Consider the following 17,522-nt stretch of genomic DNA (forward strand, 5'->3'; position numbering starts at 1 on the left):
GGGGGAACCCCCAAGACCGCGCTGCCTCCCCAAGACCGCGCTGCATCGCTTTTTGGTATCTCTGGCTTTGCTCCTGCTACAGGCAATGGATTCTAACCAGTTAACCCCTGAGTCTAACCAAAGCAACGATCAATCAATGGATTCTGACGTTGCACCCCACCCTTGGGACGAACCACTTTCTGATCCCGACGCTCAAACCGATGAGCCATTCTCTGAAACACTACAACCCCATGAAGGAAATTCTAAAAGTACGTTTCTTTTGTTGGTGGTGGTGGGCATGGGATTGGGTCTAGTATTTTTAACCGGCGGCTTTTATGTTTTTACCCGTCCCTGCGTATTTGGGTCTTGTAGTGTAATGAATGAAGCTCAGCTATTGAGTAAAAAATCAGCAGACACCCTCAAAAAACCTAAATCGGGAAAGGACATTCTCGAAGCTCAGAAGGAATTAAAGACAGCGATTGAAGCACTCAAAGCAATTCCGTTTTGGTCAATGAAGCATGAAACAGCACAAGAGTTGCTTCAAGCCTATCAAGTTAGAGGTAAAGACCTAGATCAGTTAGTGACAGCCATGCAAATGGCGGCTAGGGCAGGTCATAAAGGGAAAAATCCTCCCCATAAGGCATCAAAGTGGATAGCAATTCAAAAACTGTGGCGAGAGGCAATTGCCCGCCTTGAACAAATGCCTAAGGAGAGTAGCCTTAATGCTATAGCGCAACAAAAAATTAAGCTATATAAGGTCAATTTAGACGAAGTTAATCGGCGATTAGTCAAAGAAAGACAGGCTAATCAAATTATGAAAGCGGCTAAGAAAGCGGCTCAGATTGCCCAAGCTCGCCAGGGTGTAGCCCAGACTTTAGAGGAATGGCAACTAGTTTATAGTACTTGGAAAACTGCATTAGACCGTCTCAACCAAATTCCTAAAGCAACAACCGTTGAAGAGGACAAGCAACGACTGCAGGAATTCTATAAAACCAATCTGGCTAGGGCGCGCGATCGCAAAACCCAGGAAAAAATTGCTACCAACGCCTACAATCAGGGACTACGTCTGGCTCAGTTGGCTCAAAAAGCTCAGGGAAAGCAGCAATGGTCGGTGGCTGCGATTCATTGGCGCAACGCTTTAAATTACGTGAAGCAGGTTCCTAACTCTACATACTACCATAAAAATGCACAGTCTTTAATTGAGCCTTATCAAAACGCCCTTAAAGCAGTTCAAAGCAAGTTGCAGTTGCAGGTAAAGTTAAAACAAATTGGTAGTGATCTTGAACAAATCTGTACTGGGGAAACTCGAGTTTGTAATTACACCATTGATGAAAGTCTGATTAAAGTAGAATTAACACCTACTTATATGTATCAGGTCAGACAAACAGCCATCACCGCTCAAGTTAGAGGTGATGTAGAGGCTCACGCTGGCATCGTCAATCACGTATTGACTTTAGAAGATGCCCTCAAAGGGATTAGCTATAATTCCGATATCCCTATGGAAATCTATACCGCTGATGGAGCTCTGATTCAGGTACACAGTCCTCCTAGTGTAAGCCTTGGCAATTCCCGGTAATTTCCGGGATTGCCAACTAGGATGCAGACTCAGGATTTACTTCCTACGTTGGTTTGGTCATGACACCCAGGGGTGAACTCCAGCTTCTGGCTCTGTCGCTAATCATTAAGATAAAGGCAAAATGTGTGGTTAGCTCAACAAGCCATCTCAACATTGTCTAGGAACACATTACCGAATTGAGATGCATTAATCATGCAAAATTATGTTTTTGTTATTGACACAAAAAACCAACCATTAAACCCCATTTCCCCAAAGAAAGCTCGTCGGTTATTAGACAAAGGCAAGGCAGCGGTTTTCAGAATGTACCCGTTCACAATCATCTTGAAGACTGCGATTGATAATCCAACTATCTCACCTTGTCAAATCAAGATTGACCCTGGCAGCAAGGTCACCGGATTTGCCCTAGTCCAAAACAACCAAGTTATTTGGGGAATGGAATTAGAACACAGGGGAGGATTGATCAAGAAAAAACTAGAGTCTAGAAAAGCTGTAAGACACCGAAGGCGTAATCGCAACACCCGCTACAGAAAACCAAGATTCCTTAACCGTAGACGAAAAGAAGGCTGGCTTGCCCCTAGCTTAGAGCACAGGGTTTTGACTATTGAAACCTGGGTGAAACGATTAATTAAGTTCTGTCCAATCAATCAGGTTTGGGTCGAAAGAGTTAAGTTTGATACCCAGAAAATGCAGAACCCTGAAATCAATGGTGTTGAGTACCAACAAGGTGAACTAGCTGGCTACGAAGTAAAGGAGTACTTACTTGAGAAATGGGGAAGAGAATGTACCTATTGCGGTAAACAGTCTGTTCCCTTGCAGATCGAACACATTCACCCAAAGTCATTGGGTGGAAGTAATCGGGTCAGTAATCTCTGCTTAGCCTGCGAAAAATGCAATCAACGGAAAGGAAACAAACCCATAGAGGAATTCCTAAAAAAGAAACCAAATCTACTTCAGAAAATCAAAACTAAAACTAAGCAACCATTACCGGATGCAGCAGCGGTGAATACGACTCGTAACAAGTTAGTAAAGGTACTTCGATCAATCAAGTTTGTGGTCACCGGAACGGGAGCGCAAACCAAATACAACCGGACTAGATTAGGACTACCTAAGCAGCACGCTTATTGATGCCGCTTGTGTTGGGAATATTGAGACCTTGGTCTTGAAAACCTCTCAGCCGCTGTTAGTCACTTGCAAGGGGCAGGGAGGGAGACAGAAAGCAGCACTTAACAAATACGGTTATCCCATTAGACACAACCCACTCAAACCCATCAAAGGCTGGCTCACTGGGGACATAGCCAAGCATCAAAAACTAGGGATAGGCAAAGTCACCCCTAGAAGCAAAGGAAGCTTTGGATTTACCCCGTTAGGAATGAAAGGTTATAAGAGCTGCTTTCCTCAAGATATATCAGCAATACACCGAAAAGATGGATACACTTACAGCTTTTGCCAGCACATGCCGGAATTTACCTGGAAATAGTCGTCCTAGACGTTCCTGGCACTTAGTTAGGGGAAGTTTGAAGTAGTAATCATGATCTTTAACACTGGGTTAATCAAAATTAACGTTAAGTAATATCATGTAAAAAGTTACACATTGAGATTAGAAGCATTGTTATCTGAGCCCCTACCTCAAGTAAAGTTTCCTGCTAGTGTTTTCAAACTGACCAATGGCTTGAATGTCATTCATCAATACCTAAGCGCTACACCAGTAGTAGTGGCGGATGTGTGGGTTGGTGCTGGTGCGATCGCAGAACCAGAAGAATTGTATGGCATGGCTCACTTCTTGGAACACATGATTTTTAAAGGCACCGAGACCATTGCTCCTGGTGTGTTTGACTATGTGATTGAAAGCCACGGTGGTGTAACGAATGCCGCTACTAGCCATGACTTTGCTCATTTTTTCGTAACCAGTGCTTCTGAGTACTTAAAACACACCCTGCCTCCCTTGGCAGAATTACTCTTGCATCCTGCTATTCCTGAAGAAGAATTTGTCCGGGAACGGTGTGTGGTGTTAGAAGAAATTCGTGGCAGCTACGATAATCCTGATTGGGTTGGATTTCAGGCTCTTTCTGAGAGCGTTTACCAACGTCACCCCTATGGCAGACCGATTCTGGGTACTGAAGCGGATTTGATGGCTCACTATCCCCAACAAATGCGCTGTTTCCACCAATGCCATTACCAGCCAGAAAATATGACTGTGGTGATTGTAGGTGATATTGACCAAGAGTCAGCATTAACTATAGTTAACCAGTCATTTCAAGATTTTGCTTCCCCCAGTGATTGTCCTAAACCAGAGGTGATGGCTGAAGCACCATTTATCGGAATTAGGCGTCAGGAACTAAACTTGCCTCGTCTGGAGCACTCACGTCTATTGATGGCTTGGCATGGACCAGGGATAGATCAGCTTGGGGATGCTTGTGGTTTGGATTTACTGTCTGTGCTCCTGGCTGATGGACGCTCTTCTCGCTTGGTAAGAGAATTAAGGGAAGAGAAACAATTAGTGCAAGACATTGGTAGTAGTTTCTCTCTACAGCGTGATTCGAGTTTGTTTACGATTACCGCCTACCTAGAACCCGAGTACCTGGAACAGGTAGAAGCAATAATTAGGGAACATCTGTGGCAATTGCAACAGACACCAGTGTCAACCACAGAAATCAAACGCTGTCAACGTCAGCTCTATAACGACTATATTTTTTCCACAGAATCTGCTGGTCAACTTGCTGGTTTGTATGGTTACTACAGCACTATTGCTACAGCAGAAGCAGCCTATAGTTATCCGATTGAGATTCAAAAGCTAACAGCTAATGACGTAATGCAATTAGCCCAGCGGTATCTTTATCCCCATCGCTATGCTATCACAATTCTCAACAGTATAGCTTAGATCGTAACTCATTTTTAGATTCCAAAGCTGAGATATTTAGATGTAATTAACTTAGCGGATTCGGTATATTTATACCTATTACCTGATCTATCACAATCCTCAAAAGGATAGCTTAGATCGTAACTCATTAAAGGTAGTAACTCCTCACAAAGGCATGTAGTAAAAGTGGTAATTCGTGCATTTAAAATTTGGAATTTAAAATTTTCCTAAGACCTAAGACTATCAAGCCTAATACCTAAGACCATCATGCCTAATATCACACTAAAGCAACAACAGAATATCCATCGCACAGTGCTAGATAATGGCATCGTGGTGATTGTAGTTGAAAATGCTGCTGCTGATATCATTGCCAGCCGTCTATTTATTCGGGCAGGTAGTCAGTGCGATCCACCAAACCAAGCTGGGCTATCTCACCTGGTCTCAGCAGTTATCACCAAGGGAACCCAAGAATTATCCTCCATAGACATTGCCGAACGGGTGGAGTCTATGGGGGCTCAACTTGGTGCTGATGCGGCTAACGATTATTTTCTACTCTCCCTGAAAACCGTTGCAGCTGACTGGTTTGAAATGTTACAGCTAGCAGGGCAGATGTTGCGATCGCCTAGTTTCCCAGATGCTGAAGTAGACCTAGAAAGGTACCTAACCATTCAAACTATTCGTGCCCAACAGGAGCAACCCTTTAACATTGCCTATAAGCAATTGCGACAGGCAATCTATCAAGACCATCCCTACGGCTTTTCGGTGTTGGGAGAAGAAGCTACGGTATCTACACTCGGTCGAGCTGACTTAGAACACTATCATCAGACTTATTTCCGCCCTGATAACCTCATAATTAGTATTGCAGGTCGTATTAACTCAGAAGATGCGATTAAGCAGGTGGAGCAAGTGTTTGGGGATTGGCAAGTTCCCGATACACCCCTGAGCAAACCCTCCTTACCCTCCCCCATTGCCCAACCCTGCCAAGTGACTACTGCCCAAGAGACGCAGCAGTCGATTGTGATGCTGGGTTATCTTACCTCAGCCATACAAGAGGCTGACTTTGCTACCCTCAAACTCCTGAATACCTACCTAGGGAATGGTCTTTCTAGCCGCTTGTTTGTAGAACTCAGAGAAAAGCGGGGTTTAGCCTATGATGTCTCAGCATTGTTTCCTACACGCCAGTCGGCTTCTACGTTTATAGCCTACATGGGGACAGCACCGGAAAATACAGAAACTGCACTGGTTGGTCTGGTTACCGAAGTGGAACGTCTTTGTTCTCAACAACTGAGTCAGGATGAATTGCAAGTTGCCAAAAATAAGCTTCTTGGTCAGTATGCACTAGGTAAACAAACTAATGGTCAGCTAGCTCAAGTCTATGGCTGGTATGAGACGATCGGGCTAGGAGTTGAGTTTGATACCCTGTTTCAACAAGATGTGACAAGGGTTACTCCAGAGATGGCTCAAGCAGCAGCTAATCGCTATTTCATTGAACCTTATATTTCTCTAGTCGGACCGGCTGTTGCAATCAACTTCCTGGGTTAACAGAGCAAAGCAAAAACTTCAGGTCTCTCCCGTGTTTTACCTTTTAACTGGGGGAGACCTCAATTTATTGTTGTCTATAAATCCGCTTAAATCGATAAAGTTAAATTAAGTCGTGACAAGATTTAATTGGCTGTAAAGATATGGATTCTATAGACACCACTAACAGCATTATCGGTATAACTATCTTTGGATCAGTAGCCCTTAGCTTAGGGAATTTGCCATCAGTTGCCCTTGAAGCCAATGGCGTTGTCCCAAAACTGGCTCAAGCAATTACCCAAGTGAAAATCAACCGACCAACTCTCGACATTGGTAGTGAGGGGGAAAGAGTATCTGAATTACAAGCAGTTCTTAAATTATTGGGGTATTACACAGGAGAGGTAAATGGGTTTTATGGAGATAATACTGCGATCGCTGTCTCCAAGCTCCAGCAACAAGCGGGTTTAACTCCCCATGGCATCATGGGAGCTGCTGAATGGAATTTTTTGTTTCCAAGCATCCCACCCAATCCAACATCCTCAACCTCTACTTCCAATCCCTTACCCTCAGCAAGTAGAACACCACCAACCACCTCTGATGGCATCTCAGCTTCATCGTTTCCGAGGCCTTCCATCACAGAAGCTATTACCCAAACCACCACAACTCGTCCCAACCCTTCCTCCCCAGCAACCAGCACTGGCTTTGGTAATCGCACTACCACAACAGGCAATGCGGTCACTGTTGAGAGAACTAAGCCTAGGGCTATAACCTTACCAATTCTCCGACAAGGTATGCGTGGTCCAGCAGTCCAGCAATTGCAGAGGCGACTGAAATCTCTTGGTTTTTTAAAAGCCACAGTAGATGGGGTATTTGGAGAGGTTACGAAAGCCGCAGTTCAAGCCGCTCAGCGCAAGTTCAAACTAGAACCTGATGGCATTGTTGGTCCTGCTACTTGGAATGCTTTGCTACGTTGATGAAATTTTTGTGGTTCCCGTAGCGTGGCCGTTCGCGCAGCGTGGCCTACGGCCTTAAGGGCATGGTTGACGATTGAAAGTTAACTGTTCACTGTTAACTATTCAATCATCAACCGTCAACAAAACACTAGTTATAGTGTTAGTTATAGCGTTTATTGCATTTATGAGGTACCCTTCTCAAGCTCAAAGTCCCCCTTTTTAAGGGGGATTTAGGGGGATCTATTTGTACCTCATGGGAAAGACAATTGCTATATATTTTTGCCGGTTAACTAGTGATAATTCTTGATTGATATTACTGCTTTGCTTGTTTCTGCTGCTTGACTTTCTGCTTCAATACGGAACTAATTCCTAAAGCCCCCAAAGCTAAAATCCCTAGGGTAGCAGTAGGTTCGGGAATTCTTTCACCTGTAGACAATGACAGCTCAGCACGAGAAACAATGGCATCATCTCCATAAAATACTGGAATCTTGCCACTATTGGCATTAAAGACGTTCACGATTTCTCCTGAGTCGTAAAACTCCAGTAAATTTAAAGACACCGATTGCTTAGTTCGTACTGGGAGATTGCGGATCAGATCAATAATAATAGTATCCAATCCTATGATCCCAAATACATCGGTAGTAATCAGGGAGTTGTTTGGTGTCAGGTCTAAAATTAGTTTCGCTTGCGATAACTCATTTATTGATGTTCCCAAGTCAGAAAAATCAAAGCTCCAACTGGTATCTTCATCAATTCCATTACCAAGGGTGGTGTTACCCCCAGTCCTTTCTATCGTAAAATCGCCGTTTTGTAGGGTTTGACCAATACTGGCATTTAGTATTCTTGAAGGACTTGAGCTCCCAATCGCTTCAGTGGTGAAATCAAGACGACTAGCCAAGGCTTTTTCAGGTATTAAGCAACTGCTTAATAGGACGGCAACTGTAGCCACTGAGAACACTTTTAAAGTAAGCATTTTGATGCTCCCAAACCAAAACTAAGGTTAGAGTTAATGGCCAAATAACTCTATTATACTCCGCTCACGATAATTTGGTAACAAAACAAGGGATACTCCAGATAAAGATTTATGAAGTCCTTTCTAAGCATTCAGGCATCAGGAAATCAAGGACTTTAAGCCTGCTTACTTCAGTCAAGGGTGCTGACGCTACTTTTTCTAAATTTCTGGGAACTCTGTAAATGTAACTCAAATGCGATTTGTCAGTCAAGCAGGATGGCACAAGCAAATGATATTCAAATCTTTAGCCCAAGGGGTTTCCAAGGTTTCTGGGAAAGTTCCCCTTCGCCTGATCTTGGTCATACCATTTGTCCTGCAAATCTTCGCAGCTGTGGGACTTGTGGGATATCTGTCCTATAGAAACAGCAAGAGAGCGGTTAATGATGTTGCTACTCAACTGCTTGAAGAAGTCAATGCTCGGGTTGAGCAGAATTTGGAATCTTACCTAACCATTCCTCATGTAGTAAATCAGATTAATGCCACTGCCATCAATCTAGGTCAATTGAATTTGCAAGATATTCCTCAATTAGAGCGTTACTTTTGGCGGCAGCTTCAGATCTTTAATACCCTGACATTTACTGGATTAGGCTTAGAGAATAAAGACAACCTAGGAGCAGAAAGATTAGATGATGGTACACTGATACTAAGAGTGTCCACCAAAGCTACCAATCATATTTTTCACTCCTATTCTACTAACGAATTTGGGGAGCGATGCAGCGCGGTCTTGGGGGAAATCCCCATGAGTGACTGCATCAAGAAGCGTCAGGAAATCCTAGACAGTATTAAATTTGATCCGCGCACTCGACCATGGTATAGCACTGCTGTCAAAGCTGGTCGCTCAACTTGGAGTGAAATTTACCCCAATACTGCTGGTATAACTGCCTATCTCGGTGCATCAATGCCGTTTTACGACAAACAGGATCAATTGCAGGGGGTACTTCTAACCAATATCAACCTATCACAAATTGGCAAATTTTTACGCAGTATAAAGGTTGGCAAAACTGGACAAGTTTTTATCATTGAACGTTCGGGAATGCTTGTGGCAACCTCTACTGGTGAAAAACCTTTTCGCACTACTAACAAAGACTACGGAGCGGAACGAGTTAAAGCAACGGATAGTAGTAATGCTTTCACTAAAGCTACGGCTCAATATTTATCAACCAAGCTGAATCAAAAACAACCAATTCAACGTTTACAGCAATGGGAATTTGCTGTTGACGGTAAACGAAAATTTTTACAAATACAGCCGTTTCAAGATGAGTTTGGCTTGGATTGGTTGATTGTGGTAGTGGTGCCAGAAGCGGATTTCATCGAACAAATCCACGCCCATACCCGCACTACTATTGCCTTATGCCTAGTAGCATTGTTACTAGCAACAGAAGTCGGAATCGTTACATCCCGTTGGGTTGTGCGGCCTATCCTCCAACTGAAGGATGCAGCCATTGCTCTAGAGAAGGGACAATTTGACCAAATTGTCAACCAGGAGCGCTCCGATGAGCTTGGGGTTTTGGTTAAGGCATTTAATAACATGGCAAGACAATTGCAAGAGTCCTTTGCCACCCTAGAAGCCAAGAATACTGAATTGCAGCACCTCGATCAACTGAAAAACGAATTTTTAGCGAATACCTCCCAAGAACTCCGCACCCCCCTCAATGGCATGATCAGTATTGCTGAATCCCTGATAGATGGTGTTGCAGGACAATTGCCCTCCAAAGCAAACGCTAATCTTGCCATCATTGCATCTAGTGGAAAAAGACTAGGGAATTTAGTCAACGATCTCCTGGATTTTTCGAAGCTAAAACACAAACATCTTGAACTTGAAATTAAGCCAGTCAGCCTGCGAGAAATAGTCAATCTCGTCCTTGGACATTCCAACTCTCTAATTGGGGAAAAACCTTTGAAGTTAATTAACTCAATTCCTGCTGATATGCCCTTGGTAGATGCTGACGAAAATCGGCTGCAACAAATTTTTTATAACTTAATCGAAAATGCTATTAAGTTTACTGAATCTGGTAGGGTGGAAGTATTAGCTGAACAGTTACCCGTTAGCAATGACGAGTTACCAATGTTAGTCATTACTGTCTCAGATACAGGAATTGGTATTCCAGCAGATAAATTAAATCGGATTTTTGACTCCTTTGAATCAGTAGATTGCTCCAGGACTAAAAAATATGGCGGGAGGGGTTTGGGATTAGCGGTTACTAGACAGTTAGTCGAGTTACACGGTGGCAAAATTCATGTGCGATCGCGTAGCTTGCCAGAAGCACAATTTCGCCTGGGAGGATCCCCTAAGGGATTGCAAAATAAGTCTGGTTCCCAGTTTACATTTACTTTGCCAGTGTCTCAGAGGCAGGTTCAGCAGACCTCAGCACTTTTGCAAATTGAATCAATCGCTCCAGTTCCGGATTTGACGAATGAAACCCCGAACTTTACTGGAACCTTAGCAGCAGACAGTGGATATATCAAAATTTTGATTGTGGACGATGAACCAGTCAACCGTCAGGTTCTTACCAATTATCTTTCCATGGAAAACTATGCGATCGCTACAGCCACTAATGGTTTAGAAGCTTTAGAAATGCTCTCAACTGGCTTCCAGCCTGACTTGATCTTACTGGATGTGATGATGCCCCGCATGACGGGCTATGAAGTTTGTGCAAAAATTCGCCAGAAGTTTTTGCCCAGTGAACTTCCGGTGATCATGTTAACCGCCAACAATCAAGTTTCCGATTTGGTAGAAGGGTTTACTTGTGGGGTAAATGATTATCTGACTAAGCCTTGTTCTAAACATGAATTGTTAGCCCGAATTAAAAGTCATCTACGGCTTTCTAAAATTACCTCGGCTTATGGTAAGTTTGTCCCCCATGATTTTTTGCGCTTCCTGGGATATGACAGTATTGTTGATGTTAAATTAGGGGATCATGTTCAAAAAGAAATGACTGTTCTTTTTGCTGATATTCGCTCTTTTACCAGCCTATCAGAACAGTTATCTCCTCAAGAAAATTTTAATTTTATTAATAGCTATCTGAGTCGAGTTAGTCCAGCAATCCGCGCTCACAACGGTTTTATTGATAAGTACATTGGAGATGGAGTTATGGCACTTTTTCCTGAGTCAGCGGATGATGGGGTTCAAGGTGCACTTGAGATGCAACAAACAGTGGCGGTCTACAATCAGCATCGGTGCCAAAGTGGTTATGTTCCGATTACTATCGGTATTGGTTTACATACAGGTAGCTTAATGCTAGGAACCATCGGTGAACAAAAGCGGATGGAAAGTACGGTTATTTCTGATGCAGTTAATCTTGCTTCCCGCTTGGAAGGATTAACCAAACTTTATGGTGCAGGGATTATGATTAGCCAACAAACCCTCTATAACCTGAATCAGTTTCAAAAGTACAGTTATAGGTTTCTGGATCGAGTCAAAGTTAAGGGAAAAAATAAACCGGTGGCAGTATTTGAGCTATTTGATCAAGATCAGCCGCAACTGAAGGAGTTAAAAAGAAAAACTAAGAGTAACTTTGAACAAGCTGCTTTTCTCTACCATCGGCAAGCTTTCGCCCAAGCTGAACAGATATTTCAGTCAGTTTTACATACCAATCCCCAGGATAAAGCAGCCATGCTCTATGTCAAACGCTGCCAACGGTATCAAAGCTATGGTGTGCCAGAGGACTGGGAACGGGCAGAAGCGTTGCATGAGTCATAATTCGGCGTTGCCCAATTGTGTAATATAGCAATTATCCTAGCTATGAGGTACAAATCTCTGGGTTTTAGGGAGCAGGGAGCAGGGAGCAGGGAGCAGGAAGCAGGGAAGAGGGAAAAAATAATCTGTACCTCATAACTGCGATAAACGCTATCCTTGAGGGTAATGGGTAAAAAAATAAACTATGAACCTAACCGAAACAACCGGACATTATCTCATTCTTTGTTATCAGTAATTTATCATTATACTTTGATAAGTACTCGGACATAAAATCTTGACTTGCTGATTAACTATCCTGATTTTTTTTTGGCATTTAAACTGTATATTATTTAAATCAAATAAAAAAGATATATCCCAGTCCCATTTTGCCTTTTGCCTTTTGCCTTTTGCCTTTTGCCTTGCTAAAACGCATTTTTAATGCGTTTTAGTTTAGGATAATTCCGTCAAAGACACTAAACTATTGACAAAATTATGAACACTCTGATCTGATAAATCCACAATCGGTAAGGTAAATTCTACATTTCCATAACACTTACTAATCGAGCGGCGGTAAGCTGGATCATAATGAGTTTCAAGCAAATCTCCTACCAAAGCATGACCTTGACCCCTATCAATCATCTCATACCACTGGTTAATTTTTTTCCAGCCATAGCGAGACCTTAGACACTCTAGCTTACCTTTGCAAAACTCAGGGTTAGTACCCAAGTGAGGATACTCTTGCAACAACCATTCAATTCGACGTGCCAGGGGTAACTCAACTTCCACACAGCTAGCATCCTTCATGTTTTGCCATACTGAATGAGGCAAATAAATTTGTCCAATCTTATTGCTTTCTGCTTCTACCCATACTGGCTTATCGACATCAAAGTGTTGCAATTTTTCCAATAGCAGGGATTCAAACCATTTTTGGGATGGTTGAGATAATGGTTCACCTTCCCACTCTTGACCGAGCAGGGAACCTCGATGATTGGCTAACTCTTCTAAATCCAGCACTTGGACACCTCGCTGAGCAAGTTGCCGCAAGATCAGGGTTTTTCCACTACCGGTTAGTCCACACAATACCCGGTAAGTAAACTGTTGTGGCAACTGTTCTAATTCTTCCCTTACATAAGCTCGATAGGTTTTGTATCCCCCGTCGAGAACTGTAACTTGCCAGCCAATTTGAACTAACACTGCTGCCAAACTCTGGGAACGCTGTCCACCCCGCCAACAATAGACCAAGGGATGGTAATTTTTATCCAAAGCAGCAAAGTGACTTTCTAGATGTCGAGAGATATTCCCAGCAACTAGAGAGGCACCAATTTTACGAGCTTCAAAGGAAGACACTTGTTTATAGATAGTCCCTACCTTAGCCCGTTGCTGATCATCGAGCACAGGTAGATTAATCGCACCTGGCATATGATCCTCAGCAAACTCACTTGGGGAGCGCACATCAATAATTTCGCTGTAGTCTTCTTCCTTTGGCTGCTGGGTATAGTTATGCGATCGCTGCATTCGATGTTCAATTCTGTGTTTCGTGACATACTGTACATCATAACTGCGAAAAACGCTATATAATTCAATTTTGTTGAATCATGAATAGCTAAAATTTACTCCTATTTTATAATTCTTTATAGGAGCATTTTTATGATATATACCCCTATGAAAATACCCCAGATCAACCTGAAAATTAAAATTATCTACTAATCCTAAATTAACATGATTACCCCTTTATTATCTCTAAATATCACGATGTTTCGCTCCTTTTTGGCAACAGGCTTTACCCATACAAAGTTTATAGAACGTAGGACGTCAAGTTTTTTTTGTTATACGGATAACGTCAATTTATTTTTGTCAATATATTTGTCAATTTTATTTACAAAAAATATATCCATAAGCGGGCAACTTTTTGATTGATTAACTGGGAAGAAATATGCTATAGTATTATTGTCGCGGGTTGGCAATCTGAGACATTAAATAGACGTAAAGGGAAGCGTAGGACTACTGTCAAGGTAGCAGCACCCAATGAAACGTCAATCCACTGAAAAGCTAGGGCTCAGTAAGAATCTCCGTACCTGCCTCTTTCAGAGGAGCTTCGCTAACGCTAAAAGGCCTGAGAGGCAGGGCTATTTCATTCTAAAAAGTTGCTTAAGCGTGTCTAGACCAAAAGAACAGAGTCGTTGAGCTTGTGCCATGTTTTCTTTCCATGTGGTCACGGTATAAATTGAGTGTAAAATTGCGAGCGGAGCGTAAAAATTTTAGGCAGAGGGTTAGTGCGAATTCTGGATTTATCAACGCCAAAGAGTAACATCTCGTTCCATAGTGTACTTTATTCTCGACACCCCAATATCCACGGATACGTTCAGCAAATTCTTGGGCTGTTAAACTTAAAGAAGAAATCTAATAACGAGTCTGAGTAGTAACTTCAATTACATTATGTGTAAACACCTGTCGTTCTGATTGAACTTGAATCAAAGTGGTTAGTCCAGGCCAAGGACGGATACAATCAAGATTTTGACAAATACTAACATTGCGCTGTCTTGATGCAATAGCGAGTGGGGGAAACCCCCAAGACCGCGCTGCATCGCTTTTCGATTCGACCATGTCCTTTGTTTATTTGAGCACAAGTCAATTCGGGTATAAAATTTTTTTTAACATCTTGAAACAGACTTCGTTGATTACCTTTTAAAGCAGCTATATAATCCTTGCCACTGTTGACGATCAATTCACAAGTTTTTTTTGGGTATTAATAGCATCTATGGCATTGACAACTCCTTTTAGAGCCAGTTTCGTAAAGCTTCTCTGGTAAAGCTTTAATTTCGTTGGTTTTGGCATCAACTTCAAAGGGTTCTAAAATCAAGCCCCGCTCAACAATGTAAGAACTGACCAACATAATTGCTGGGTGGGAGTCGGAATTGGGATTATCGTTTTCAATCTGATATGAACCTTTAAGGACAAAACCCGTCTAAGCCAATGGTTTCTCCACAAGCTGGTTGTACATTGAAGAATGCGCGCAAGGCACATCGAATACTCTTCGTAATTAATATACAATAAGACACGACGTACAGTACGCCTAAGTTGGAAGCCTGTTTTTCGGAGGTAAGAGATAGTCAATTAACTCTTCACGGTAACTTTACATCCAATCTCCAATTGCTAAAAATCCTTTATTTCCTGCAGCGTTCGCCTTTGGCGGCTCCAAAGGAGCATGGCCAAAGTAAATAGCGCTAGGCACAGTGGAAGAGTGTGGCGCTGTCCGGCACGACGACGAGGATCTTCTAGTCAAGCTTTGGCTTCTATAATTGCGATTTGAGACACGGGAGTAGATGCATTAAAGGGAATTTGCGCGCTCTTTATACCATATTCCGATTACAATTAGAATGAAATAGCCCTGCCTGAGAGGATGTCAAAATAGTCCGGACACTTATAGTAAAGTAGCTGTAAGGCTTACAGGGTAATTATTTGCTTGATAAAGCAATCTTTGGTAATTTAGCCCTGGGTAGACAATTAAAAAAATTAAGGCAAGTAGCCTGCAATCCTTGCATTGTCTTCGTTCTGGATTCAAAAAAATTTCGGGAGTATTGAACTTAATGATCAAGAAGCATAATTTGATCATCAAGAAGCTAGCAACTATATTTGTTGTATTTATTACTATCCTGTCCATGGCAGTAGTTCCATCGGCTCAGGCTTGTAGTCGGTTAGTCTACCATGGGAGTTCAAACGGACCAATTACTGCGCGCAGTATGGACTGGTTTCAGGACCCCGATGCTAACCTCTGGGTCTTTCCGAAAGGCATGAAGCGTAATGGTGGGGCTGGTACCAACTCAATCACATGGACTTCGAAATATGGCAGTATCGTTACCTCGAGCTATGACATCGCCACCGTTGATGGTATAAACGATCAGGGTCTCGTTGCCAATCTCCTCTTTTTGGAAAAGACGAAATACGGTGATATTGAACCAGGTGAGAAAACCTTGTCCCTTGGAGGCTGGGGTCAATATGTCCTTGATAATTATGCAACCGTTGAAGAGGCAGTTCAAGGGCTGGAAGCACAACCCTTACAGATCGTCACAACCACCTTTAATGAGCTCGTGTCGGAAGGGCTTCTCTCCCCGCTGCCGGAACCGCTTCAACTACTTATGGGACCACTGGAGTTTGCACTTCACCTGTCGCTCTCGGATCCAAGTGGGGATTCAGCGATCTTTGAATACATTGATGGTGAACTAAAAGTCCATCATGGTCAGGAATACAATGTGCTGACCAATGACCCGACCTTCGACGAACAGCTTAGGTACAAATTTATGGGTTTTTAGGGAGCAGGGAACAGGGCGCAGGGCGCAGGGAAGAGGAAAGAAGGATAAAATCCTGTGTACTTGATAGTTATGCAAACCGCCGTAACTTCAATATGCTGGCAAGTACTCTAGTTTTATATTCGGTAATGACAATTCTATTTTTTGTGATTATTTCGGCTTTTTTATCCCAAATTGCTATCTTTACTATATGCTTGCTAAAGTCTCATTAATGCAAATCCCTGAGACTCTTTTTTGCAAGAACCCAGAATTGAGGAAGGAACAGAGGTCAAAGAGGAGATATTCATGATTGATAATAGAAAACTCTGTGCTGTAGAGCAAGTGATGGAAATAGTAAATCGCTTGAATAGCTCATTCAATATAGTAATTATCGGGCGCATTTTAGGCCCCCTGAATCAAGAAATTGTGAGACAGGCCCTTGATATTGTCCAAACTCATCACCCTCGACTTAATTCTCGTATCGTCGGTGACGTGGATAATCTCCGTTTTGAAACGGGTGCAAAAAAGATCCCTTTGCGGGTTGTAGATACGCAAAACTCTAGACAATGGCAAGAAACCCTTCTAGAAGAACTAAACACCCAAATTGAGAGTAGTGAAGTGCTATTGCGAGCTGTACTTGTGCAAGGGCGGGAGTACTCTGAAAACAATCCTAGCTATCTGATTATCAAAATAAACCACGCCATCTCAGATGCTTTATCGAGTATCGAGTTATATTCAGAAATCTTGACCTACTGCTCGAAAATTATCTCTGGTGAACCAGTCGTGCCAGTGCCTAACTTACCGACACTTCCCCCTGTAGATGAGTTATTACCTCCATCAACAAAAGGCTTTAGGGGTAATATCAACAAGCTGTTGTTTATTCTGCGACTTCTGTTCAAAAATATTTGGCGCCAACCAAAAGGCTTGAGTTTTGAGAAGACTGTACCTCTTGAGTTACGACGTACTGGCAATGTTTATAGACAGTTAGATGCGGAGGTTACCAAAGAGCTGATTCTACGTTGCCGTCAAGAAAAGACAACAGTACAAGCTGCTTTATGTGCGGCGCTGATATTTGCCACAGCCATAAAAATCGGATCAGGAAAGAAAAAATATGTGTCCTGTTGGATTCCTGTTGATCTGCGTAAACACTTGAAACCAGTGATCGACAATAAAAACATGGTCTTACTGGTTAGCTCCATAACGTCATTTCACACTCTCGACACAAATACCTCCTTCTGGAAATTAGCACGGGAAGTGAGACAACAAGTGGAAGTTGGCTTAAAGCGTGGCGATATGTTCACCGGAGTTTTGATGTATAAGAAGATGTTCGAGTTGGGGCTCACCCGCCGAGATCAAGCCCCTCAGACAGTGGCTATTTCCAATATTGGTCGAGTAAATATTCCCAGAGTTTACGGTCAATTTGAACTCTCAGAAATCAGTTTTGCTTCAGCACAAGCCATGTTTGGGGGTATTGTACTTGCTAATGTTACAACTTTTGAGGGAAAAATGTTTTTGCATTTCCCCTTTTCTAAGCCTGCAATCAGCCAGGAGACGATGGAGACTTTAGTAGATAGCTTCCTGTCCTACCTGGTTGATGCTAGCAAGGGAAAAATATCGCCCTGGGCTAGTTAAAATCGAATTACACCTACATTCTGCACCCTGAAA

The 17,522-nt window shown here is 42.6% G+C and carries 10 protein-coding genes and 1 pseudogene; 8 read left to right on the forward strand and 3 right to left on the reverse strand.

Annotation, left to right across the window (positions count from 1 at the left end; translation table 11 throughout):
• Positions 1–136 precede the first annotated feature (136 nt).
• The 5 genes and pseudogenes from BJP37_RS27835 to BJP37_RS27855 all read left to right on the forward strand — a co-directional run bounded on the left by BJP37_RS27835 (position 137) and on the right by BJP37_RS27855 (position 6,904).
• The gene (locus BJP37_RS27835; protein ID WP_229415469.1) at positions 137–1,555 is read left to right on the forward strand and encodes a hypothetical protein; all 1,419 of its coding nucleotides are present in this window, start codon (positions 137–139) and stop codon (positions 1,553–1,555) included.
• 192 nt (positions 1,556–1,747) lie between these two features.
• Positions 1,748–3,032 (forward strand): annotated as a pseudogene (gene iscB / locus BJP37_RS27840) (RNA-guided endonuclease IscB).
• A 114-nt stretch (positions 3,033–3,146) separates the two neighbouring features.
• Positions 3,147–4,433 carry a M16 family metallopeptidase gene (locus BJP37_RS27845; RefSeq protein ID WP_081431357.1) on the forward strand — a complete coding sequence of 429 codons (1,287 nt, stop codon included), beginning with the start codon at positions 3,147–3,149 and terminating at the stop codon, positions 4,431–4,433.
• 246 nt (positions 4,434–4,679) lie between these two features.
• The gene (locus tag BJP37_RS27850) at positions 4,680–5,954 is read left to right on the forward strand and encodes a M16 family metallopeptidase (RefSeq protein ID WP_075903724.1); all 1,275 of its coding nucleotides are present in this window, start codon (positions 4,680–4,682) and stop codon (positions 5,952–5,954) included.
• 140 nt (positions 5,955–6,094) lie between these two features.
• Positions 6,095–6,904, forward strand: a complete 810-nt coding sequence (locus BJP37_RS27855) for a peptidoglycan-binding domain-containing protein (RefSeq protein WP_075903726.1) — start codon at positions 6,095–6,097, stop codon at positions 6,902–6,904.
• A 292-nt stretch (positions 6,905–7,196) separates the two neighbouring features.
• On the opposite strand, the gene BJP37_RS27860 is transcribed toward BJP37_RS27855, so the two are convergent.
• Complete coding sequence (locus BJP37_RS27860; RefSeq protein ID WP_075903728.1) at positions 7,197–7,856, reverse strand: hypothetical protein; 660 nt, start codon at positions 7,854–7,856, stop codon at positions 7,197–7,199.
• A gap of 268 nt (positions 7,857–8,124) precedes the next feature.
• Between BJP37_RS27860 and BJP37_RS27865 the strand changes: the two genes are divergently transcribed.
• Positions 8,125–11,595 (forward strand): response regulator, encoded by a 3,471-nt coding sequence (locus BJP37_RS27865; RefSeq protein ID WP_075906537.1) that lies wholly within the window; start codon positions 8,125–8,127, stop codon positions 11,593–11,595.
• Positions 11,596–12,021: 426 nt separating this feature from the next.
• On the opposite strand, the gene mnmH is transcribed toward BJP37_RS27865, so the two are convergent.
• Together mnmH and BJP37_RS27875 are read right to left on the reverse strand one after the other, a co-directional pair.
• Positions 12,022–13,086 (reverse strand): tRNA 2-selenouridine(34) synthase MnmH, encoded by a 1,065-nt coding sequence (gene mnmH, locus BJP37_RS27870; RefSeq protein WP_075903730.1) that lies wholly within the window; start codon positions 13,084–13,086, stop codon positions 12,022–12,024.
• Between the two features lie 885 nt (positions 13,087–13,971).
• Positions 13,972–14,175 (reverse strand): hypothetical protein, encoded by a 204-nt coding sequence (locus tag BJP37_RS27875; RefSeq protein ID WP_075903732.1) that lies wholly within the window; start codon positions 14,173–14,175, stop codon positions 13,972–13,974.
• Between the two features lie 983 nt (positions 14,176–15,158).
• Between BJP37_RS27875 and BJP37_RS27885 the strand changes: the two genes are divergently transcribed.
• Entirely contained in the window at positions 15,159–15,881 is a 723-nt protein-coding gene (locus BJP37_RS27885) for a linear amide C-N hydrolase (RefSeq protein ID WP_075903734.1), read from the forward strand.
• A gap of 282 nt (positions 15,882–16,163) precedes the next feature.
• Positions 16,164–17,489, forward strand: a complete 1,326-nt coding sequence (locus BJP37_RS27890; RefSeq protein ID WP_075906539.1) for a phthiocerol/phthiodiolone dimycocerosyl transferase family protein — start codon at positions 16,164–16,166, stop codon at positions 17,487–17,489.
• Positions 17,490–17,522: the final 33 nt, after the last annotated feature.

The organism is Moorena bouillonii PNG (genome assembly GCF_001942495.1).
GTDB lineage: Bacteria > Cyanobacteriota > Cyanobacteriia > Cyanobacteriales > Coleofasciculaceae > Moorena > Moorena bouillonii.

Bases quoted from the DNA above. Each gene is read 5' to 3' on its own strand.
- BJP37_RS27835 (WP_229415469.1), top strand. From the start codon at position 137: ATGGATTCTGACGTTGCACCCCACCCTTGGGACGAACCACTTTCTGAT.
- BJP37_RS27875 (WP_075903732.1), bottom strand. From the start codon at position 14,175: ATGGTCGAATCGAAAAGCGATGCAGCGCGGTCTTGGGGGTTTCCCCCA.
- BJP37_RS27890 (WP_075906539.1), top strand. From the start codon at position 16,164: ATGATTGATAATAGAAAACTCTGTGCTGTAGAGCAAGTGATGGAAATA.
- BJP37_RS27860 (WP_075903728.1), bottom strand. From the start codon at position 7,856: ATGCTTACTTTAAAAGTGTTCTCAGTGGCTACAGTTGCCGTCCTATTA.
- BJP37_RS27865 (WP_075906537.1), top strand. From the start codon at position 8,125: ATGATATTCAAATCTTTAGCCCAAGGGGTTTCCAAGGTTTCTGGGAAA.
- mnmH (WP_075903730.1), bottom strand. From the start codon at position 13,086: ATGCAGCGATCGCATAACTATACCCAGCAGCCAAAGGAAGAAGACTAC.
- BJP37_RS27855 (WP_075903726.1), top strand. From the start codon at position 6,095: ATGGATTCTATAGACACCACTAACAGCATTATCGGTATAACTATCTTT.
- BJP37_RS27885 (WP_075903734.1), top strand. From the start codon at position 15,159: ATGATCAAGAAGCATAATTTGATCATCAAGAAGCTAGCAACTATATTT.
- BJP37_RS27850 (WP_075903724.1), top strand. From the start codon at position 4,680: ATGCCTAATATCACACTAAAGCAACAACAGAATATCCATCGCACAGTG.